The sequence below is a fragment of the Arthrobacter sp. UYNi723 genome, from assembly GCF_054057635.1.
Map to the genome: position 1 here is coordinate 42,310 of NZ_JBSRZM010000002.1, position 20,729 is coordinate 63,038.

Annotated in this window: 18 protein-coding genes; 3 read left to right on the forward strand and 15 right to left on the reverse strand. The window is 66.8% G+C overall.

Going from position 1 to position 20,729, the window contains the following annotated elements; genetic code table 11:
* Nucleotides 1-17: 17 nt before the first annotated feature.
* Nucleotides 18-1,529, reverse strand: a complete 1,512-nt coding sequence (gene guaB / locus ACVWY0_RS02055; protein WP_252576141.1) for an IMP dehydrogenase — start codon at nt 1,527-1,529, stop codon at nt 18-20.
* Between the two features lie 220 nt (nt 1,530-1,749).
* Complete coding sequence (locus ACVWY0_RS02060; RefSeq protein ID WP_485835383.1) at nt 1,750-3,798, reverse strand: acyltransferase family protein; 2,049 nt, start codon at nt 3,796-3,798, stop codon at nt 1,750-1,752.
* A 171-nt stretch (nt 3,799-3,969) separates the two neighbouring features.
* Here ACVWY0_RS02060 and ACVWY0_RS02065 point away from each other — a divergent pair, with 171 nt between their 5' ends.
* Nucleotides 3,970-4,938: a DUF389 domain-containing protein gene (locus tag ACVWY0_RS02065; RefSeq protein ID WP_485835231.1), complete on the forward strand. Its 969-nt coding sequence runs from the start codon at nt 3,970-3,972 to the stop codon at nt 4,936-4,938.
* Here ACVWY0_RS02065 and ACVWY0_RS02070 read toward each other — a convergent pair.
* From ACVWY0_RS02070 to ACVWY0_RS02100, 7 genes are all read right to left on the reverse strand, one after another.
* Nucleotides 4,907-6,025 carry a flavin-containing monooxygenase gene (locus tag ACVWY0_RS02070; RefSeq protein WP_485835232.1) on the reverse strand — a complete coding sequence of 373 codons (1,119 nt, stop codon included), beginning with the start codon at nt 6,023-6,025 and terminating at the stop codon, nt 4,907-4,909. The two genes, ACVWY0_RS02065 and ACVWY0_RS02070, sit on opposite strands and share 32 nt — an antisense overlap.
* On the reverse strand, nt 6,022-6,360 hold the full coding sequence (locus ACVWY0_RS02075) for a hypothetical protein (RefSeq protein WP_485835233.1): 339 nt from the start codon (nt 6,358-6,360) through the stop codon (nt 6,022-6,024). Before ACVWY0_RS02075 ends, ACVWY0_RS02070 begins: the two co-directional genes overlap by 4 nt.
* A gap of 111 nt (nt 6,361-6,471) precedes the next feature.
* A complete protein-coding gene (locus ACVWY0_RS02080; protein ID WP_485835234.1) occupies nt 6,472-8,124 on the reverse strand; it encodes a helix-turn-helix transcriptional regulator in 1,653 nt (550 codons plus the stop codon).
* 102 nt (nt 8,125-8,226) lie between these two features.
* Nucleotides 8,227-9,750, reverse strand: coding sequence for an ATP-dependent DNA ligase (locus ACVWY0_RS02085; RefSeq protein WP_485835235.1), 1,524 nt, complete (start codon nt 9,748-9,750; stop codon nt 8,227-8,229).
* A gap of 194 nt (nt 9,751-9,944) precedes the next feature.
* Nucleotides 9,945-11,555: a chaperonin GroEL gene (gene groL, locus ACVWY0_RS02090; protein WP_485835236.1), complete on the reverse strand. Its 1,611-nt coding sequence runs from the start codon at nt 11,553-11,555 to the stop codon at nt 9,945-9,947.
* Between the two features lie 77 nt (nt 11,556-11,632).
* Complete coding sequence (gene groES, locus ACVWY0_RS02095) at nt 11,633-11,929, reverse strand: co-chaperone GroES (RefSeq protein ID WP_018773735.1); 297 nt, start codon at nt 11,927-11,929, stop codon at nt 11,633-11,635.
* A gap of 209 nt (nt 11,930-12,138) precedes the next feature.
* Nucleotides 12,139-12,522, reverse strand: a complete 384-nt coding sequence (locus ACVWY0_RS02100; RefSeq protein ID WP_485835237.1) for a hypothetical protein — start codon at nt 12,520-12,522, stop codon at nt 12,139-12,141.
* 55 nt (nt 12,523-12,577) lie between these two features.
* Between ACVWY0_RS02100 and ACVWY0_RS02105 the strand changes: the two genes are divergently transcribed.
* Entirely contained in the window at nt 12,578-13,807 is a 1,230-nt protein-coding gene (locus tag ACVWY0_RS02105) for a class I SAM-dependent methyltransferase (protein WP_485835238.1), read from the forward strand.
* A 21-nt stretch (nt 13,808-13,828) separates the two neighbouring features.
* On the opposite strand, the gene ACVWY0_RS02110 is transcribed toward ACVWY0_RS02105, so the two are convergent.
* Together ACVWY0_RS02110 and ACVWY0_RS02115 are read right to left on the reverse strand one after the other, a co-directional pair.
* Nucleotides 13,829-14,647, reverse strand: coding sequence for a shikimate 5-dehydrogenase (locus ACVWY0_RS02110; RefSeq protein ID WP_485835239.1), 819 nt, complete (start codon nt 14,645-14,647; stop codon nt 13,829-13,831).
* A 100-nt stretch (nt 14,648-14,747) separates the two neighbouring features.
* Complete coding sequence (locus ACVWY0_RS02115; RefSeq protein ID WP_485835384.1) at nt 14,748-16,199, reverse strand: glycoside hydrolase family 3 N-terminal domain-containing protein; 1,452 nt, start codon at nt 16,197-16,199, stop codon at nt 14,748-14,750.
* A 341-nt stretch (nt 16,200-16,540) separates the two neighbouring features.
* Here ACVWY0_RS02115 and ACVWY0_RS02120 point away from each other — a divergent pair, with 341 nt between their 5' ends.
* Nucleotides 16,541-17,692 (forward strand): glutamate--cysteine ligase, encoded by a 1,152-nt coding sequence (locus ACVWY0_RS02120; RefSeq protein ID WP_485835240.1) that lies wholly within the window; start codon nt 16,541-16,543, stop codon nt 17,690-17,692.
* A gap of 100 nt (nt 17,693-17,792) precedes the next feature.
* On the opposite strand, the gene tsaD is transcribed toward ACVWY0_RS02120, so the two are convergent.
* Genes tsaD through tsaE form a run of 4 tightly spaced genes read right to left on the reverse strand, consistent with a single transcriptional unit; the run spans nt 17,793 to nt 20,714 of the window.
* Complete coding sequence (gene tsaD / locus ACVWY0_RS02125) at nt 17,793-18,935, reverse strand: tRNA (adenosine(37)-N6)-threonylcarbamoyltransferase complex transferase subunit TsaD (RefSeq protein ID WP_485835241.1); 1,143 nt, start codon at nt 18,933-18,935, stop codon at nt 17,793-17,795.
* A complete protein-coding gene (gene rimI, locus ACVWY0_RS02130; protein ID WP_485835385.1) occupies nt 18,932-19,462 on the reverse strand; it encodes a ribosomal protein S18-alanine N-acetyltransferase in 531 nt (176 codons plus the stop codon). The genes tsaD and rimI overlap by 4 nt, the downstream gene beginning before the upstream one ends.
* 2 nt (nt 19,463-19,464) lie before the next feature.
* Nucleotides 19,465-20,136: a tRNA (adenosine(37)-N6)-threonylcarbamoyltransferase complex dimerization subunit type 1 TsaB gene (gene tsaB, locus ACVWY0_RS02135; protein WP_485835242.1), complete on the reverse strand. Its 672-nt coding sequence runs from the start codon at nt 20,134-20,136 to the stop codon at nt 19,465-19,467.
* Entirely contained in the window at nt 20,136-20,714 is a 579-nt protein-coding gene (gene tsaE / locus ACVWY0_RS02140; protein ID WP_485835386.1) for a tRNA (adenosine(37)-N6)-threonylcarbamoyltransferase complex ATPase subunit type 1 TsaE, read from the reverse strand. The genes tsaB and tsaE overlap by 1 nt, the downstream gene beginning before the upstream one ends.
* Nucleotides 20,715-20,729: the final 15 nt, after the last annotated feature.

Genomic DNA, 20,729 nt, shown 5'->3' on the forward strand with positions numbered 1-20,729 from the left:
GCTCCAACCGCCGGGGATTAGCGCGAACCGTAGTTCGGGGCCTCCACGGTCATCTGGATGTCGTGCGGGTGCGATTCCTTGAGGCCGGCCGGCGTGATGCGGACGAACTTGCCGCGGGCCTTGAGCTCCGGGATGGTGGGGGCGCCGGTGTAGAACATGGTCTGGCGGAGACCGCCGACCAGCTGGTAAGCCACTGAGGCGAGCGGGCCGCGGTAGGCGACGCGGCCTTCGATGCCCTCGGGGATGAGCTTGTCGTCGCCGGAGACGTCTGCCTGGAAGTAGCGGTCCTTGGAGTAGGACGTGTTCTTGCCGCGGGACTGCATGGCGCCCAGCGAACCCATGCCGCGGTAGCTCTTGAACTGCTTGCCGTTCACGAAGATCAGCTCGCCCGGGGACTCATCGCAACCTGCGAGGAGGGAACCCAGCATCACGGTGTCGGCACCGGCAACCAGCGCCTTGCCGATGTCGCCCGAGTACTGCAGGCCGCCGTCAGCGATCAACGGTACGCCGGCCGGGATGGCTGCCTTGGCGGACTCGTAAATGGCGGTGATCTGCGGGACTCCCACGCCGGCCACCACGCGGGTGGTGCAGATGGAGCCGGGGCCCACGCCCACCTTGATGCCGTCGGCACCGGCGTCGATCAGTGCCTGGGCACCTTCGCGGGTGGCAGCCTGGCCGCCGATGATGTCCACGTGCGCTGCTACGGGATCGGATTTCAGGCGGCGGATCATGTCCAGCACACCCTGGGAGTGGCCGTTGGCCGTGTCAACGAAGAGTGCGTCCACGCCGGCGTCGACCAGTGCCATGGCGCGTTCCCAGCCGTCACCGAAAAAACCGATGGCGGCACCGACGCGGAGCCGGCCCTCATCGTCCTTGGTGGCCAGCGGGTACTGCTCGGCCTTGGTGAAGTCCTTTGTGGTGATGAGGCCCTTGAGCCGGCCCTGCTCGTCAACGAGCGGAAGCTTTTCGATCTTGTTGGTGGCCAGCTTGTGGGAGGCTTCCTCACGGCTGATGCCAACATGCCCGGTGATCAGCGGCATCTTGGTCATCACGTCGCTGACCAGCCGCAGCGGGAAGTCGGCTTCGGGCACAAAGCGGGTGTCGCGGTTGGTGACAATACCGAGGAGCCGCATGCCCTCGTCCACAACGGGGAGGCCGGAGACCCGGTACTGCGAGCAGATCTCGTCCAGTTCCGCCAGCGTTGCCTCAGGGCCAATGGTCAGCGGGTTGGTGATCATCCCGGATTCGCTGCGCTTCACGCGGTCCACCTGGTCGGCCTGGTCCTGGATGGACAGGTTGCGGTGGATGACGCCCAGGCCGCCCTGGCGTGCCATGGCAATCGCCATCCGGGATTCGGTGACCGTGTCCATGGCGGCGGACAGCAGCGGCGTGTGAACGGTGATCCGCTTGGAAATCCGCGAAGACGTGTCAGCCTCGGACGGGATAACGTCCGTGTGACCCGGAAGGAGCAGGACGTCGTCGTAGGTCAGGCCGATGAAGCCGAAAGGATTGTGCTCGGGCTGGGTCATGAGTGCGCCTCTTACCTTGGTTACGGGTTCACGGGTAGGGGTTGCAGCTAATGACCAGCCCGTCATTACGGGACTGGTCCGTGCAGGGCCTTAGTACATTCGGGTGCCTCATGCGCGGTCACCGCGCAGAAAGCTTTGAGTAAATATTAGAACCTCCACGCCGATCCCCCTATTCCGGGAGCACATTGTGAGCAACGGCACGCGGCAAACCGGCGGCGTGTCAGTTCCAGCCCGTCGCCGCCAGCAGCCGCTCCTCAAACATGGGAATCATGCTTTCCACATACGTCCGGCTCAGGTGGTTGTCGTCCTTGTACACATAGACGTTGCCCACCACGGCCGGGCAGATACCGCCGGCGCAGATGAAGTCGCTCAGGTCCATCAGGTGCAGCCCGTCCACCTTCCCGCGGTAGCTCTCCAACGGTGACGGCTCCACCAGGGATTCGTTCAGCGGCGGGTTGCACGCCGGGGCATCCGCACTGTGGCGCTGGACGCACTCGGGCATGTTGATGGTGAAGCGCGGGTTGTCCCGGATGCCGACGATCTCGATGCCGGCATCCGCGATGGGCTGGATGCCTTCGAGGTACGCCGGCACCTCGGTCTCGAACGGGGCTTCCTCATGGGTCAGGGTGGCCACGGTGAAGACGGCATCCGGCCGGTGCTCCAGCACGTACGCTGCGCTGGCCCGGTTGTAGGCGTTGCATTCGGCAGTCCGGCTCTCGGATTCGGCCCCGAACCGGCAGGCCGGCATCAGCAGGGTGACCAGCGCCCAGCCGCGGGCTTCCGCGATGGGTGCCAAGGCGGCCAGATACTGCTGGGCATGGGAATCGCCCAGCACAACGATCCGTTTGGTGGGTTCGCCTTCTGGGAGCGCCTGCCGGCAACCTTCAAGGACAGGGTCCCCGGTGGCATTCGCTCCCGTACAGGCCTGGTGGATTCCGGCCCAGTCGTTGTCCAGGGCGGTGGGACCAGGAATGATCCTGCCCTGCGGTGCCGGTGCTCCGGCGTTACCGGGGGTCAGCAGGGCCGCTCCCGGCGACAGCTCGCGGGGCTGGGCGGCAGTGGCAGCTTCCTCCGCGGTAAGGCTTGTCTGCCAGACCGCAACCGGTCCGGCCAGCAGGGCACAGCAGGCAACCACGACGACGGCGGTGCGCCAGGTGCGCACCTGCGGCCAGTGCCACTCGCGGAGCGGTTTTTCCACAAAGCGCGTGGTGAGGACGGCCAGGACCACCGAGACGGCGATGATCGCGGCGCCCTGGATGAGGTTGGGTGCCTCGACGCCGGTAGCGGCCAGCGCAAGCACCAGGATGGGCCAGTGCCACAAATAGAGGGCGTAGGAGTTGTCCCCCAGGGAAACCAGCGGCTTCCAGCTCAGGAGGCGGTCCACACCAAACCGGCTCCCGCTCTGCCCGGCCACAATGATCGCCGCGGCAGCCAGCGTGGGCCACAGTGCCACGAATCCGGGGAACGCCCGGTCCACGGTCAGCAGCAGTCCACAGGAGGCCATGGCCACCAGGCCGGCCCAGCCGAGCACCACACGCAGGTACTTCCCGGGCTTCAGGTGCGGCAGGCCAAGTGCCAGCAGCGAGCCCAGCGCAAATTCCCAGAGCCGCGTCCGGGTGTCGAAGTAGGCGTAGGCCTGGTTTGTGGCCGTCTGGTCAATCGAGAACGCGAGCGAGGCAACCAGGATGCCGGCGAACGCGGCTGCCACCACGGCCCGATAGCTGGCGTTGAACCGGTGCCGGAGGAGCCGCCACACAACAGCGGAAGCGGCGAAGAGAAGAGGCCACAGGATAAAAACCTGTCCTTGGATGGACAGGGACCAGAAGTGCTGCAGGGGGCTCGCCGCGGCGTGGTCCTGGGCGTAGTAGTCCACGGCGGTGTCCGCCAGCAGCCAGTTCTGCCGGTACAGCAGCGCCGCCCAGGCCTGGTCAAGGATGACGGGCCAGCGGCCTTGCGGGAGGACTAGCCACGTGCCTGCCAGGACCCCGAGGATCACCACGACGGCGGCCGGCAGCAGCCGCTTGAAGAGGTGCAGCCAGTGCCGAAGGAGATTGAGGGAGGTGCCGGCCTCCACCTTCCGGACGAAGGACAGCGTCAGCAGGAAGGCCGAGATCAGGAGGAAGATATCCACCCCGCCGGACACCCGGCCAAGCCACACATGGTAGGTCACCACCATCAGGACGGCGAGCGCGCGGAGGCCTTGGACTTCGGGACGGAAGGTCGGTTTCCGGGCAGGCTTCCGCGGGCCGGTCTTTGCGTCCAGGGCAATGCGCGTGGCAGCCTCGGCTGGTGCACTGGACACAGAGGACCTCTCCAAGCGGGTAAGCAAAGCATCAAGCTTACGGAGCCGCACGGCCGATGGCCAATCTGCGGCGGCCTTCGAGCCCCGTCGGAGCGTGCCACAAACTATGCTGGCCACAGGCCAGCGAAGGGAGACCATGTGATTGTCCAGCTGCGGATCTGTGTGCCCAGTGAACTGTCGGCAGTCACGCTGGATGCTTGCAAGGAGCACACGGGAACCGCCGAGGTAGCGCTCTTTCCGGGAGCATCCGTGTCGCCGCGGGGCGATGTCATCGACGTCCAGGTTGCCAGGGAAGCGGTGGAGAAACTGCTTGAGAAACTCCACGTCCTGAAGGCGCAGGAGGTGGGATCCATTGCCATCTCCATGCCGGAACTCGTCCTGTCCCGGCGCGCGGACAAAGCGGAGGCGTCTGCCCCCGGAGACGGCGCAGACGCCTTGATCTGGGACGAGGTCACCCGCCACACGGGCGAGGACTCCCGGCTCACGTGGAGCTATCTTGCCTTCCTGATACTGGCCACGCAGCTCGCCGCCATCGGCATCGTGACGAATTCCACCATTGCCATCGTGGGGGCGATGGCCGTGGGGCCGGAGTTCGGCCCCCTGGCGGCGCTGGCAGTGGCCTTGGCCCGGCGCCAGTGGGCACTCGGCCGGCGTGCTGCCCTGGCGCTTGGTCTAGGATTCCCGCTGGCCATGCTGCTGGCGGCCTTGACCACGTGGGTCTCCGCGGCACTGGGCCTCTTCGCGGACAACACCCTGGACACAGGGTCTGCGGTGGAGTTCATTTACCACCCGGGACCCTATTCCCTGATCGTGGCCGTTCTGGCCGGCACGGCGGGCATGCTGTCCGTCATCAGCCGGCGGTCAGCGGCACTCATCGGTGTCTTCATCTCCGTGACCACAGTTCCTGCTGCCGGGTTTGTGGCCGTGGCACTCGTGCTGGGCGAGTTTGAGAAAGCAACGGGGTCGGCCCTGCAGCTGGCGCTCAACCTGATGGGCATCGTGGCGGCGGCAGTTCTGGTGCTGGTCTTCTACCGGCTGGTTTCCCGGCGCTTGCCCGAAGCCGCCGCCCGGCGCCTCAGATGGCAGCTGACGCGGACTCGCGGGTGACCGGAACCGGGATCCTGCCGGCCAGGTAGCGCGCATCGCGGCATGCCCCGGGCAACGTTGCCGAAAATGCCGCATACATAAATTCCTGGCCCAGGAAGAACAGCCCAGGCGTATCAAGTGCCACGCCGCGCCGCTGTCTGGGCAGCGCGCCGCCGTCGAGCATTACCGGATCCATCCAGCCGAAATCATCCCGGAACCCGGTGCACCAGATCACATTCGAGACCTCAAGCCGGGTCCCGTCCGCGAGGACCGGCAACCCATTCTCCACCCCGGCAACCCGCGGCACGAGCCTCACGCCAGCGGCGGCCAGGTCCTTGGACTTCGTCCTGATCAGGGGCGCCGCGTGGGCTGTGAAGGACGGTGCAGCTTTGCGGCCGATCGGGTTGTTGAGGGTGAGGACGTGGAGTCCGACGAACCGCACCACCGGCAGGACGTAACGGGCCGCCGCGCGGCCGTGCTTCACCGGAATCTCACCGCCGGGCTTGCCGCCGGGCTTGCCGGCCACGATAGTGGGATGCGTCCGGGACACTTCCAGGCCAATCTCCGCTCCCGAGTTCCCCAGCCCCAATACCAGGACTGGGCCCTCCTCCAGCTGCCCGAGGTTGCGGTACTCACTGGAATGGAACTGGACGACGGCGGGGTCCAGTTCCGCAGCGAAGTCCGGTATTTTCGGCGCTTGGCTGGAGCCGGTGGCCACCACCACGTTGTGCGCCTCCCAGCGCCGGCCGTTGGAAGCGGCGACGAAGCGGTCCCCCTCCCGCCACAGGCGTTCTACCCGCACACCATTGAGGACGGGCAGGTGGAGCCTTGCGGCGTAGCCCTCAAGGTATCCGGCAACGTCATCCTTGGTGGGGAAGGACAGCGGGTCCGCCGGGAACGGCATTCCCGGCAGTCCGTCGTATTTTGCGGGCGTAAAGACGCGGAGCGAATCCCAACGCTGGCGCCAGGCGTCGCCGGTTCTTGGATGTGCGTCCAGGATGAGGAACGTCCGGTTCTGCTCTTTCAGGTAGTGGCCCAGGGCAAGGCCTGCTTGCCCGCCACCGATGATCAGGGTGTCCAGCGTTCCGGTCACACCATTGTTATTCATGGCTGTTCTCCTTTGATATCCGAGGGGATGGTGATGGCTGAGCCTTCCGGAGGCTGGCCCGCCCGGCTGTCCTGTCCGTCGTCCCGGTACCGGAGCCACCATGCCAGCATCAGCGCGGATGCCAGGAGGTAGGCCAGGTGCAGGGCCCAGATGGGTCCGGCGGGGAGGTTGAAGACGTAGACGGAGTGGACCGCGTTGGCCACGTTGGTCAGCATCAGGTTCCCGAGGCTGTAGGAAGCCAGATTCTTCGTCCGGGCCGCCTTGACCAGCATCGGCAGCATTCCCACGGCGAACAGCACCGTGGAAAGTGTGCCGGCAAGGACTGGAAGGTTCATGCTTTGAGGCTATGGCCGCGCAGCTGGTGGCCGCGTCGGCCGAATCATGCAACTTCAGCCACGGCGCGGCTGGGTATTTCTATGTAGGCCAGAGCGGTCCTATGTGGGCCGTCAGCCTGCGAGCCCGTGTTCATAGGCATAGCTGGTGGCGGCTGACCGTGACGACAGGCCCAGTTTCAGGAAGATGTTGCTGACGTGCCGGGCTACGGTCTTTTCGCTCAGGTAGAGCTCGCCGGCGATGGCCCGATTGCTCTTTCCGGTTGCCACCATCTGAAGGACTTCAAGCTCGCGGCGGGTGAGGAGACCCGCCGTGCCTGGCGTGGCCCCGCTGTCCAACATGCCTTCGTGCAGCAGCGACGCCGCCCAGGTTGCCGCCGGCGCCGCGCCCAGGTCCAATAGCGCAGCGTGGGCGGCCTCCAGGTACATCAGCGCGGAGGCCTCATCGCCAAGTGCGCGGCAGGCACTGCCGGCCAGCGCCTGGCAGCGCGCCGCCTCGTACGGAACACCGAGCTCCTGCCACAGCCTCCACGCCTCCCGGAGTGGTTTCAGGGCAGCGGAGGGGTCGCCGTCGGCCAGCCGGACCGCGCCGTCCGCCTGGCCGGCAACGGCCCGGATCATGGGCATAGAGCATTCACTGGCCAGGGCTTCCAGCTCCTGAAAACCTTGCCGCGCGGCTTCCAGGTCGGAGGCAACCAGCTCGATCTCCACCAGTGCCGGCAGCATGTTCCGGCGGGTTGCGACGTCTGCCGCGGCAGCTGCCCTACGGATCATCGCTTGTGCCTGTTGCGCATTTCCACGGGCAAGCCAGAGCAGCGCGAGGCCAGGCTGTGGCTCATAGCCGGACTGGGCAGCCTGCCGGTAGGAAGCTTCGGCGTGGTCCAGTTTTCCACTCAGCCGTTCCACCTCCCCCTGCTGGTAGTAGCCTCCGTAAAGCGCCTGGGGATCACCCCTTACGGCAAGTCCCTGGGCAGCCGCAGCCGCCATCTGCGCCTCGTCCCAGGCCCCATGGAGCATGAAGAGTTCGGCGCGGTGCGACTGGCACTGGCCGCTGAACGACACCATGTCAGGGCGTGCACTGCACCAGCGGTCCAGGGCAGCCGTCCATTCCAGGGCCCTCTCCAGATCGAAGACCAGGTGGCAGTTGCCGATGACTGCGCAGTAGATAATCCCCGACGGGATCGGGGAGAGTTCACCTGCCGTGACAGCCACCATGACCTCGTCGAACATCTCGAGTCCCTTGTCAGGGTGACCAAGCATCAGGGTGGCCTGTCCCGTGCCGAGGAGGCCCAGCGCGGACAGGTCCTTGTCGTGGAACCGCTGGCCGAATTCGGCAACGCGGGAGAAAGCCTGCAGTGCGCCCGCCGGATCACCGCCGTAAAGTTTGCCCAGTCCCATCGGCACAAGCAGCAAGCCCTGGACCGCGCTGGGCTCGGCCAGTTCATCCACGAGCCGCTGGCCGCGGGCAAACCACCCTCCGGCCCGGGCAGGCTCCCCCAGGAACATCAGTTGCATGCCCATCCAGCCCGCGCACCGTGCGGCACCCTCGGCGTCGCCCATCACCAGGTACTCCTCGTGGGCACGGGTGAGGGACTCCAGCCCTGTGGCGCTTTCACCGGTCAGAATCTCGGCCGTAGCCAGCCGTTCGAGGTCGGCAGCCGTTAACCCGGCGCGCTTATCGGCTTCACGGAAGGTCTGGTAGGCCTCGGTCCAGCGATGTTCCTGGAAGGCTGACCTGCCCTGGTCAATGCCCGTTTCAGCTGACATCTGGCCCCTTTCGGACACCAACCGCCCAACCTGTTGGCCCGCGCACGCTGGGCGTGGCGGTACTTAAGCGCCACGGTACGCCCGCTGGAGAACCGGCACAAGCTACGAACGCAGCAGCGCGCGCAGCGTCTGAATGGTGTCGGCCTCCGACGCCGTCTTGTCCTCGCGGTAGCGCTTGACGCGTGCGAATCGCAGCGCGATTCCGCCGGGATAGCGCGGGGAACGCTGCACGCCGTCGATCGCGACCTCGACCACGGTGACTGGCTCGATCCATACTGTGCCCGCCGTGCGCCGCACCTCGAGCTCTTGGAAGATCTCGGTCTGCCAGCGCAGCATCGCGTCGGTGAGGCCCTTGAATGTCTTGCCCACCATCACGTAGCCGCCGGGTTCGCCGAACTCGCCGGCCGGGTCGAAGGCTCCGAGGTGCAGGTTCGACAGCAGCCCTGTCCGCCGGCCTGACCCCCACTCGCAGGCGAGCACCACCAGGTCGTAGGTGAGCACCGGCTTCACCTTGATCCAGTTGGAGCCACGCCGCCCGGCCGCGTAGGCCGATCCGACCGCCTTCACCACCACGCCCTCGTGGCCCGCGGTGAGCGCATCGCGCGACACTCTCTCAGCAACGTCTGCATCCGCCGTGATCTCCCCCGGGATCCGGTGCTCTGGGGCGATGCGCTCGAGCACGCCGATGCGCGTGGACAGCGGCTCGTCGAGCAGGTCGCGCCCGTCGATGTGCAGCACGTCGAAGAACCACGGATGCAGCACGGTGGCGCGCGCCGCATCCGCTCCGAACCGCGACATGCTCTCCTGGAACGGTCGCGGGCCGCCGTCCTCGTCGAGGGCGAGGGTTTCGCCGTCGAGGATCACATCGCGCACCGGCAGCCCGCGCACCACTTCCACCACCTCGGGCAGCCGGTGGGTCACCTCGGCCAGCGTGCGGGTGTAGATGCGCACATTGTCGCCGACACGATGCACCTGGATGCGGGCGCCGTCGAGCTTGTACTCCACGGAGGCCTCCCCCGTGACCTCCAGCGCCGCCCTGGCGCTGGCCGCGGTTGCGGCGAGCATGGGCTGCACCGGACGGCCGACGACGAGGCCGACGGCGTCAAGCTGGGCCGCCGTGCCCGTGATCGCCAGCAGGGCGGTCCCGCCGAGATCGCCGGAGAGCATCGCGGCGCGGCGCACGGCGTCGACGGGCCGATCTGCGGCGCGGGCAACGGCATCCGTCAGTACCCCCTCAAGCGCGCCGGTACGCAGTTCGCCGAGCAGCACGCCCGCGATGAAAGCTTGCTCCCGCTCGGTGGCTGCCTCGGTGAGCAACCGGAGGGTCGCGGCGCGCTCCGCCGCTGATCCAGCGCCTGCGGTGACAAGCAGCCGATCCAGCGCAGCGTCGAGGTCGGCGACAGTAAGACTCGGCTCGGCGGCCGGCTCCCCCATGGCAGCCGCCATGCCGCGCCAGCCGATCCCTACCCGGCCCTGTCGCGGCTTGGCGATGAGCAAGCCGACGGCCGCCGCGATGTCCACGGGCTCCAGCCGGCGCAGTAGATCGGCCAGTGCGTCGACCTTCGCAAGTCTGGAGCGGGTCGACGCGACGGCATCCGTGGTTTTCACGAGCTCATCGAGCAACATGGGACCAGTCTGCCACTCCAGACGACACCGGGCGCGTAGGGCGCGTAGACGGGAAAAGCGGGCCGCGAATGGTTTGTGGCACAAAAAAACCGGCCCAGCGGAGGCTGGACCGGTTCTTTATGCGGAGACCGTGGTGGGCCCACGCCGTCCGGGTTCCCTGACCGAGCGAAGCGAGGTGAAGGAGACGGTAGGGACTAGTGGCTGTGGCCTGCGTGCTCGTCTTCGTTTGCGGGCTTCTCCACTACGAGGGTCTCGGTGGTGAGAACCAGCGCAGCAATGGATGCCGCGTTGCGCAGGGCTGCACGGGTGACCTTGACCGGGTCGATGACGCCGGCGGCGATCAGGTCCTCGTACTCGCCCGTCTTGGCGTTGAAGCCGTTGTTGGTTTCGAGCTCGGCAACCTTGGCGGTGACAACGTAGCCGTCGAAACCGGCGTTCTGGGCGATCCAGCGAAGCGGCTGGACCAGCGCGCGGCGGACGATGCCCACAGCAGCGGCGGCGTCGCCTTCGAGGGCCTTGACTGCAGGGTCCTCGTCGAGGGCCTTCAGTGCGTGGATCAGTGCGGAACCGCCACCGGCCACGATGCCTTCTTCGAGGGCTGCGCGGGTGGAGGACACTGCATCTTCGATGCGGTGCTTCTTTTCCTTCAGCTCAACCTCGGTGGCTGCGCCGACCTTGATGACACCGATGCCGCCGGCCAGCTTGGCCAGGCGCTCCTGGAGCTTTTCGCGGTCCCAGTCGGAGTCGGTGCGGGTCAGCTCGGCGCGCAGCTGGGAAACCCGGGCCGCGACGTCTTCTGCGGAACCGGCGCCGTCAACGATGGTGGTGTTGTCTTTGGTGACCGTGATGCGCCGGGCGGTACCCAGCACCTCAAGGCCAACCGAATCCAGGCTGAGGCCCAGTTCCGCGGAGATGACCTGCGCACCGGTGAGGGTGGCGATGTCCTGCAGCATGGCCTTGCGGCGGTCGCCGAAGCCCGGAGCCTTCACGGCAACAACGTTCAGCGTGCCGCGGATGCGGTTGACGATCAGTGTGGACAGGGCCTCTCCCTCAACGTCTTCGGCAATGATGAAGAGCGGCTTGGAGCTCTGCAGCGCCTTCTCCAGCAGCGGCAGGAAGTCCTGCACGGAGGAGATCTTGCCCTGGTTGATCAGGATGAGGGCGTCTTCGAGGACGGCTTCCTGGCGTTCGGAGTCGGTCACGAAGTACGGGGACAGGTAGCCCTTGTCGAACTGCATGCCTTCGGTGAGGACCAGCTCGGTCTGCGTGGTGGAGGACTCCTCGATGGTGATCACACCATCCTTGCCGACCTTGCCGAATGCCTCGGCGAGGAGCTCGCCGATTTCGTCGCTCTGGGCCGAGATTGCTGCCACGCTGGCAACCTGGGTGCCTTCAACCGGGCGTGCGTTCTCGAGCAGGCGGGCTGCAATGGCTTCCACGGAAACCTCGATGCCGCGCTTGATCTGGCTGGGAGCAGCGCCCGCAGCAACGTTGCGCAGGCCTTCCTTGACCAGGGCCTGGGCGAGCACAGTGGCCGTGGTGGTACCGTCGCCGGCAACATCGTTGGTCTTGGTGGCTACTTCCTTGGCCAGCTGGGCGCCAAGGTTCTCAAACGGGTCATCAAGCTCAATTTCGCGGGCGATGGTGACGCCGTCATTGGTGATGGTGGGTGCCCCCCACTTTTTGTCGAGGACAACGTTGCGGCCGCGGGGGCCGAGCGTCACCTTGACAGTGTTGGCGAGCTTATCGATGCCGGCTTCAAGCGACCGGCGTGCAGCGTCGTTAAACGCAAGCTGCTTTGCCATGGTTTTGTCCTTTCAAAGACAGAACCCCGCACTGTTGTTCGGTCAGGGACGGAACAGCAGCACGGGGATCCAAAGAGTTACTTTACGACGATCGCCAGAACGTCGCGGGCGGAGAGCACGAGGTACTCGGTGCCACCGGTCTTGACTTCAGTTCCGCCGTACTTGGAGTAGATAACAACGTCGCCAACGGCAACATCGATCGGAACGCGGTTGCCGTTGTCGTCAAAGCGGCCGGGGCCTACTGCAACAACTTCGCCTTCCTGCGGCTTCTCCTGCGCGGAGTCCGGGATAACCAGGCCGGAAGCCGTGGTCTGCTCGGCTTCGAGCGGGCGGACAACAATACGATCCTCAAGAGGCTTAATAGAGACCGACACTCGGACCTCTCCTTCTACGTCAGCAAATTCATGGACAGTTGAGCTGCTTCGCCGTGGCTGGCAAACCGTCGTCGCGGTGCCGGCAGCAGCCTGGCTGGCAGCTCTTCATGTGTTAGCACCCTCCTAGGGAGAGTGCTAATGATGACTCTATGTATTGGTTAGCACTCGGTCAAGGCGAGTGCCAGAATTATGTCTCCGGCGAACAGCTGTTACCGGCCGGTCAGGTCCTCGAGATCGACGTCCTCGTCGCCGTCGTCCCCTCCCTCAACGGTGCCCCGCCGCAGGTACAGCACCACGGCGCCGCCCACGGCAGCCAGCAGCGAGACCACCAGCAGGATGATGCCGCCTATGCGCGCCCCGGCGTAGAGGCTGCGGATCTCCTGTGCCTCGTCCGTGGCGTCCTGGATGTTCTTGCCGCCCACGGAGTAGACGGTGGCGTTGAACGTGTCCAGGAAGAGGATGATTACCAGCAGCGCGACGCAGACCACGGCCACTGCGGATCCTGCAATCAGCGCGGGGCGGGCAAACTTCACCAGGTCCGGCTTTCTTGCTTGGGGTAGTCCGGACGGCTGGGGGCCTGCGCTGTCTTCCATGCCTTCAACCCTAGCGGGAACTGGCCGCCGGGCTACCTCCACTAGGCTTGAACCCATGGCTCAAGCACCGCAGGACCAGATCGCCCCACTGCTCACGAGCGAAGGCTGGGAGCTCCTGGCGTCCCTGGGCCCGTACCGCGAGGACAAGGCCTTTGAGGTCAACGCGGCCCTCCGCAAGGCCGGGCACTCCCCCGCACTGGTCTCCGCCGTCCTCACCCAGTCCCGGCTGCGCACCAAGGCCGAGCTGAAGTTCGGCGAGTTCGCCCGGAGCATGCTCTTCACGCAGGCGGGGCTGGAACAGGCCACGCGTCTCACTGTTGCCGCCCGGCATGCCGAGCGCTTTGCGCAGGCCGGCGTCCGCCACGTGGCCGACCTCGGGTGCGGCCTTGCCGCGGACTCCCTGGCTCTGGCATCGATGGACATCACGGTCACGGCCGTGGAAATGGACGAAACCACGGCCGCCTGCGCCACGGTCAACCTGATTCCCTTCCCCAACGCCACCGTGGTGCATTCGGACGCCACCACCGTCCCGTTGGACGGGGTCGACGGCGTCTGGCTGGATCCCGCACGCCGGGTCACCTCCACCTCGGGTACCAAACGGATCTGGGATCCTGAGGCGTTTTCGCCGCCGCTGTCCTTTGTGGAATCGCTCGCCGCCACCGGGCGCGCCGTTGGCGTCAAAATGGGCCCCGGCATGCCGCACGAGTCGGTTCCCGCCGGCTGCGAGGCGCAGTGGGTATCGGTGGGCGGCGACGTCACCGAGGTGGCCCTGTGGTTCAACTCCGTGCGCCGGCCCGGAATCCGCCGCGCGGCGCTGCTGCTCGGACCGCAGGGTGCGGCGGAGCTGACCAGCGCTGAAGACTTCGACGGCGGTCCGGCCGCGCCGGTGGGTCCGGCAGAGGGCTATCTGTATGAGCCCGATGGCGCGGTGATCCGCGCCGGCCTGGTGGCCGACGTCGCGCTTCAACTGGGCGGGCACCTGCTGGACGAGCACATCGCCTACATCTGCGCTCCGGAGCTGGTGGACACGCCGTTCGCCCGCGCCTACAAGGTCCTCGAAGTGATGCCGTACAACGTCAAGGCGCTCAAGGCCTGGGTGAAGGAAAACGGCATCACGGTGCTGGACATCAAAAAGCGCGGCACCTCGGTCACGCCGGAGGAACTCCGCAAGCAGCTGTTCGCCGGAAGCAAGGGTGCCGGGAAGAAGGCCGGACAAAAAACAGCCACCCTGGTCCTGACCCGCATTGGGGAGGACCGGGTGGCCATCTCGGTGGAACCTGTCTAAACGTTGTCCTACTGGCGCGTCCTACTGGGCGCGCATAAAGTCCTCGGCGGCCCGGACCTGCTCGTCGGTGGGCCGGACGCCGGTGTAAAGCACAAACTGCTCGAGCGCCTGAATGGTGGCCACCTCGGCGCCCGTGATGACCTGTTTCCCGGCCGCGCGGGCCGCCTTGATCAGCGGCGTCTCCGCAGGCAGCGCCACGACGTCGAACACCACTTTGGCTGCGGCGATCGCATCTTCCGGGAAGGACAGCGATTCCACTTCCGGGCCGCCTGCCATACCGATAGGCGTGACGTTGATGATCAGGTCCGCTGTGCCGCCGTCGAGCGTTGCCCGCCACTGGAACCCGTACTGCTCTGCGAGCGCCCGGCCCGTGTCTTCGTTCCGGGCGATGACGGTGACGTCCGTGAAGCCGGCGTCCCGCAGGGCCGCGACGGTGGCCTTGGCCATGCCGCCGGCGCCTTGGACCAGCACCGAGTAGTCCGTGGGCACGGCGTTGCTTGCGAGGAGCTGCTCGATGGCGGTGTAGTCGGTGTTGTAGGCCAACAGACGCCCGTCGGTGTTCACGATTGTGTTGACCGAATCGATGGCTTTAGCGGAAGGATCCAGCTCATCCACGAGGGCCATCACGTCCTCCTTGTACGGCATGGACACCGCGCAGCCGCGGATTCCCAGGCCCCTGACGCCGGCGATCGCCTGGGCCAGGTCGGTGGGGGCGAAGGCCTTGTAGATCCAGTTCAGGTCCAGCTGGTCGTAGAGGTGGTTGTGGAACCGGGTCCCGTTGTTGCTGGGCCGGGCCGACAGCGAAATACACAGGGTCATGTCTTTATTCAGAATGGGCACCTGTCCATTAAACGCGTTCCCCCAACTGGGTAGCGCTATCTGTCGTTTTGAGACCTCAAAACGACAGATAGCGCTACCTAGTTGGGGTGGGTGCTTTTCGTTACGGGCAGCCCGTCCCGGCCGGATAGCTTCCGACGGCGGCGGGCAGCTTTCCCGGGGCAGTCGCCTTCCCTGCCAGCACGGCAACGAGGGCGTCAAAAGCGCCAGGCGTGCGGCCGTACAGCGCAATCTTCACCGGGGCAGTGGAATCCTGCAGCGGCCACGGCGCATCCAGTGCCACGGCGATATCGCCCCCAACCGGCCGACCGGCGTAGCCGATGAGGCTGACCAGGGGGCCCGCCCCGGTGCCGAGCCCGACCTTCGCCGCGGCAGCCTCAAACCGTGCCCGGTCCTGCGCTGATCCGCCGGCGATCCGGAGGCTTCCCTCGACGATTGGCGCGCCGCAGTGTCCGGACAGCACCGTGACGGCGGCCGCGGAGACCCGCGCCGAGATGTCCCCGCCGCTGCCGGGGGCGGCGCTGGCGGGGGCCGACCCGGCAGGCGGCGACGTGACGCGGCCGCGCCAGGTCATCATGGTGGCCACGCGGACAGCTGCTTCGTCCAGGCGGGCCGCCGGCAGTGTTCCGGCCGCGACAGCGCTAACGATGGCTGCGTGGGCCTGCCCCACGTCCGTGGGCATCAGGAGCAGGTCCGCGCCCGCGGCGAGCGCCGCCGTTGCTGCGGAGCCGCCCGGGTATTGCTGCTGGACTGCGCCCATGTTAAGGGCATCGGTCACCGCCACACCCTTGAAGCCCATGCCGCGCAGCGCAGCATAGGTGGGGCCGGACAACGACGCCGGGACGCCTGGTTCCAGGGCCGGTACGGCGATGTGCCCGGTCATGACCATGGGCACACCGGCGGCGATGGCTGCCCGGAACGGCTTCCAGTCCCGGGCCTCGAGCTCCGCGATACCCGCGGGCTGCACCGGAAGGTCCTGGTGCGAGTCAACAGTGACGGAGCCGTGACCCGGGAAATGTTTCAGGGCCGGCAGGACGCCGGCCTCCTCCATGCCCTGTGAGAACGCCACTGCCAGCGCTCCAGCTGCGTCCGGGTTGCCGGACATGGACCGGGCACCGATGGTTGGATCAGCGGGGCCGATGGTCACGTCAGCAACGGGCGCGAAGTCCACGGTAAAGCCCAGCGACCCGATCTCCGCCGCCAGGGCCCGGCCGGCCTCGTTGGTGAGCGGCACATTGCCTGCGGCTCCGTAGCTCAGGGCCGTTGGCCATTCGGTCAGGGGCGCACCCAGCCGCGCCACAATCCCGCCCTCCTGGTCCACGCCGATGAGCCCGGGCCAAGGCCTGCCGTCGGCCTTGGTGGCCTGGGCCAGCCGGGCGTTGACAGCAGTCATGGCAGCCGGATCCGCCTGACCCCGCGCGTCAAGCGGGATGTTGTCGCCCATGATGATGGACCCGGCCAGATGGAGGCGTTCAATGGTGGCGGCCTGGGCTTCGACGTCGGTACCGGCGTACACGGGCATCAGCACCTGACCGGCCTTCTCCTCGACCGACATCGCCGCCACGGCCGCTGCGGCAGCACTCTGGTCCCGCTGCTCGGGGCCCCAGCCCAGCGGCAGCAGCCTGGGGTCAGGTGAGGGAGAAGCGGACGGAGGTGCCGTCTTTGGCCGCTCTGATTCCGGGGTTGAGTCCGGCGCAGGGCCGGAGGTCGCCGGGGCGGTGGCGGGAACTGCCGTGCAGGCAGTCAGGGCGGCCACGGCAGCGGCCGCAATAAGCAGGGTGGTTTTGTGAATACTGTCACGGGTCCACAGGAACAAGGCCATCAAGACGATGCTACCCCTGCATTAGACTTGAATGCGGCGCGTGCCCAGGGATATCTGAACAGTTAGGGGAACGCATGAAGATTGATTTCGCTTCATCGAAGCAATCAACTCTTGGTGTGGAATGGGAGCTTGCCCTGGTGGACGGCCAGACCGGCGAACTGGCATCAGTGGCCAACGAAGTGCTCAGCGGCGTGGTTGCCAAGCACCCCGAACTCAACGAAGACGACGAACACCCGCACATCAAGCAGGAACTCCTGCTCAACACCGTGGAACTGGTCACCGGCATCTGCGAGACCGCCGCCGAAGCCAAAGAAGACCTCAGCCGGTCCCTGGCCGCGGTGCGCGAAATCACCGACCCCATGGGCGTGGAGGTTTTCTGCGCCGGCAGCCACCCGTTCAGCCCGCCGCAGCTGCAGCCCGTGACGGACAAGGCCCGGTATGCCAAGCTGATCGACCGCACCCAGTGGTGGGGCCGGCAGATGGTCATCTACGGCGTGCACGTCCACGTAGGCCTGGACCGGCGCGAAAAGGCACTTCCCGTGCTGGACGGCTTGGTCAATTATTTCCCGCATTTCCAGGCGCTCTCGGCGTCGAGCCCGTTCTGGGGCGGCGAGGACACCGGCTACGCATCGCACCGCGCCCTGATGTTCCAGCAGCTGCCGACGGCGGGCCTGCCCTTCCAGTTCCCGTCCTGGGACGAATACGAGTCCTATGTCCAGGACATGTTCACCACCGGCGTGATCGACACCCTGTCCGAGATCCGCTGGGACATCCGGCCCGTTCCCAACCTTGGCACCATCGAAATGCGCATCTGCGACGGCCTGGCCACCTTGGAGGAGGTGGGCGCGATTGCCGCGCTCACCCAGTGCCTGGTGGATGAATTTTCCACCACCCTGGACAACGGCGGCACCATCCCCACCATGCCGCCGTGGCACATCCAGGAGAACAAGTGGCGTGCCGCCCGCTACGGCATGGAGGCCATCATCATCCTCGACGCGGCCGGCAACGAACAGCTGGTCACCGACCACGTCATGGAGACCCTGAACCGGCTTGAGCCGGTGGCAGCGAAGCTCGGCTGCCCCGACGAACTGGCCGACGTCGAGAAGATTATCCGCCGCGGCGCAGGGTACCAGCGGCAGCGCCGCGTCGCTGCCGAGCACGGCGGCGACCTGCAGGCCGTGGTGCTGGACCTGGTCAAGCAGATGCGGAACGGGCCGACGGGCTAAATCCCCCCGTTGCTCTATCCGTTCGAGTAGCTAAACCTGTGGTTTAGGGACCACAACTGATAGAGCAAGTGGGGTTTCGACAGGTTCGGTTTAGACAGGCTCAACCACCGGCGGGGAGTGACACCGCGGTGACCGGCATCGAGGAGTCCGGGGCGAAGCGGATACCGCTGGGCCCGATCCCGGCCATCACCAGCTGCGCACCGAGGGCCGCCACCATGGCACCGTTGTCCGTGCACAGGTCAAGCGGCGGCACGTGGAGTCTGATTCCGGCGGACGCACAGCGCTGGCCGGTGAGTTCGCGCAGCCTGGAGTTGGCCGCCACTCCCCCGCCCAATAGAACGTCTTTGATGCCGTTCTCGAGGCAGGCCAGGACGGCCTTGGACGTGATCACGTCCACCACCGCTTCCTGGAAGGCTGCGGCGATGTCGGCCACCGGCACATCCTCACCACGGGCCTCGAACTGCTCGACGCACCGCGCCACCGCCGTCTTCAGGCCGCTGAAGGACCAGTCGTAGCGGTGTTTTCCAGGCTCCTCGGCGGTGCCCATGTACTTGGGCTGGCTGAGGCCGCGCGGGAACCGGATGGCTTTGGGGTTACCGGTGCGGGCCAGCTTGTCGATGGCCGGGCCGCCCGGGTAGCCGAGGCCCAGGATGCGGGCCACTTTGTCGTACGCTTCGCCGGCGGCGTCGTCGATAGTGGAGCCGAGAAGCTGGACGTCGCTGGTGATGCTGTTGATCTTCAGGATTTCGGTGTGCCCGCCGGAGACCAGCAGGGCGCCCAGGTTCTCCGGGAGACGGCCGCCGTGGCCGAGCCCAACCGCAAGAGTGGCGGAACGGCCGGCGGCAGCACCGCCGTCGGGGTTTCCGTCCAGCAGTCCGACGCCGACATGCGCCACCAGGTGGTTGATGGCATACAGCGGCTTGCCAGTGGCCACGGCCAGTGCCTTCGCGGCGCAGACCCCCACCATCAGTGCGCCCGCAAGCCCGGGCCCGGAGGTGACGGCAAGGGCATCCACGTCCTCCAGCGTTACGTCGGCGTCCGCCAAAGCCTGGCGCAGGGTGGGCACAAAGGCGTCAAGGTGTGCGCGGGAGGCGATCTCGGGGATCACGCCGCCGAAGCGGACGTGCTCGTCCATCGAGGAGGACACCGTGTTGGTCAGCAGCGTGGTGCCGCGAACAATGCCGACGCCGGTTTCGTCGCAGGAGGATTCGATGCCCAGCACCAGGGGCTGCGAGCGGTTCATGCCTGGCCTGCTTCTGTTGTGGGATCGGGGGCTGGTGCGGGGTCGGGGTCCGGCGCTGTGCCTTCGGGGGCCAGCTGGAGCCGCATAATAACGGCGTCAACGCCGTCGCGGTAATACCTGCGGCGGACGTGGATCTGCTCGAAGCCGAACCGCACGTACAGCTGCTGGGCCCGGGGGTTGTCCGCGCGCACCTCCAGGAGGACGTCCGCCGCCCCGCGGAGCCGGGCTTCCGTGATCAGCCGGGTCAGGAGCGTTGAGCCGATGCCCAGGCCCTCGAATTCAGGCACGACGGCGATGGTCTGGACGTCCGCGATGGGCTCGATGCACATCAGGCCGGCGTAGCCCACAATGTCCCCGCCGCTTTCCGCCACCAGGTACCGGCGCGTTTCGTGCTGGGACAGTTCGGACAGGAACATGTGCAGCGGCCATGCGTCAGCCGGGAACAGCCGCTGTTCGAGGGCGTTCACGGCGGGCACGTCCTCCAGGGTCATGTCCCGGAAAACCACTCCGTCAGCGCTGGTCGGCATGCTCACAGGGCCCGCTTCCGTGGGCCGGGGACCTGGGCGTCGGATTCGCGGAGGTACAAGGGTGTGGAGTCGAGCAGCTGCCCGCCGGCTGCCAGCCGGGCCAAGGCGAACTGTCCGAGGTAGAGGGCGTCCGGTTGTTCGTTGCTGAAGCCCGGGTCTGCGCGCAGCACGTCACTGTAGAGTCCGGCGCCGGCGCCGTAGGCCGGGAGGTCCGGCAAGTCGGCCGCGAAGCTGACGTGCGGGCCGTCCTCGAGCTGCGGCAACTGGCCGTCGGCGAGGCTGTACCGCGCCCAGTAGACCTCTTTGCGCCGGGCATCCGTGACCACCAGGAATTCGGCCGCGGCATCGGTGGACTCAGCCACTTCCAGTGCCACGGCGTCCAGGCTCATCAGCCCGTACAGCGGTTTATCCCAGACGAACGCGAGCGTCCGGGCTGTCGCGATCCCTGAGCGCAGGCCGGTGAACGGGCCGGGGCCCACACCTGTCACGATCGCGTCGATGTCCCGGCCGGTGACGCTGGCAGAGGCAAGCAGGTCCTCGATGCCGGGGGCCAGCACTTCGGCGTGGCTGCGCGTGTCCTCGGTGGAGAAGCTGGCCACCACGCCTTCGAGGGCGTCGTCCGAGACGAGTGCCGCACTGGCCACGGCGGAGGTATCGATGGCGAGAATGAGCATCAGGGTGTCCCTTCGATGGCGCCGCCCAGGGCAGGCTTGGTGCTCCAGCGGGGACCAAACCCGCGCAGCACGATGGTGCGGGGTTCGTCGAAGTCCTCGGTGTCAAAGTCGAGGATTTCGGTGTGGCCGGGCATTGGTTCCGCGGCGCCTATGGCGTCCAGCCCGATTGCCCGGTGCAGGTCCACTTCCAGCCGGCTCTCGCTCAGGTGCTCCACCCGGCCGCGCCCCCATTCCACCACGGTCACGGACGAATCCAGCGTGTTTTCCAGGTCAATATCGTCAATTTCCGACGCCGATCCCAGCCGGTACGCGTCCACGTGCACCAGGTCCGGGCCACCGGGCCGCGGGCCGTCGGGCAGGTTTGGATGGATGCGGACCAGGACAAACGTGGGCGAGATGATTCCCGCGCGCACGCCCAGGCCTTCGCCGAGCCCCTGCGTGAAGGTGGTTTTCCCGGCACCCAGCTCGCCGGTCAGCACCAACAGGTCCCCGGACTGAAGCTCCGCCCCTAAAGTGGCACCGAGCGCGTGCGTCTCATCCGCCGTCGTGACTCTCAGCGTCTGTTCCCAGGTGGGCATCTCTGCCGGGAGCAC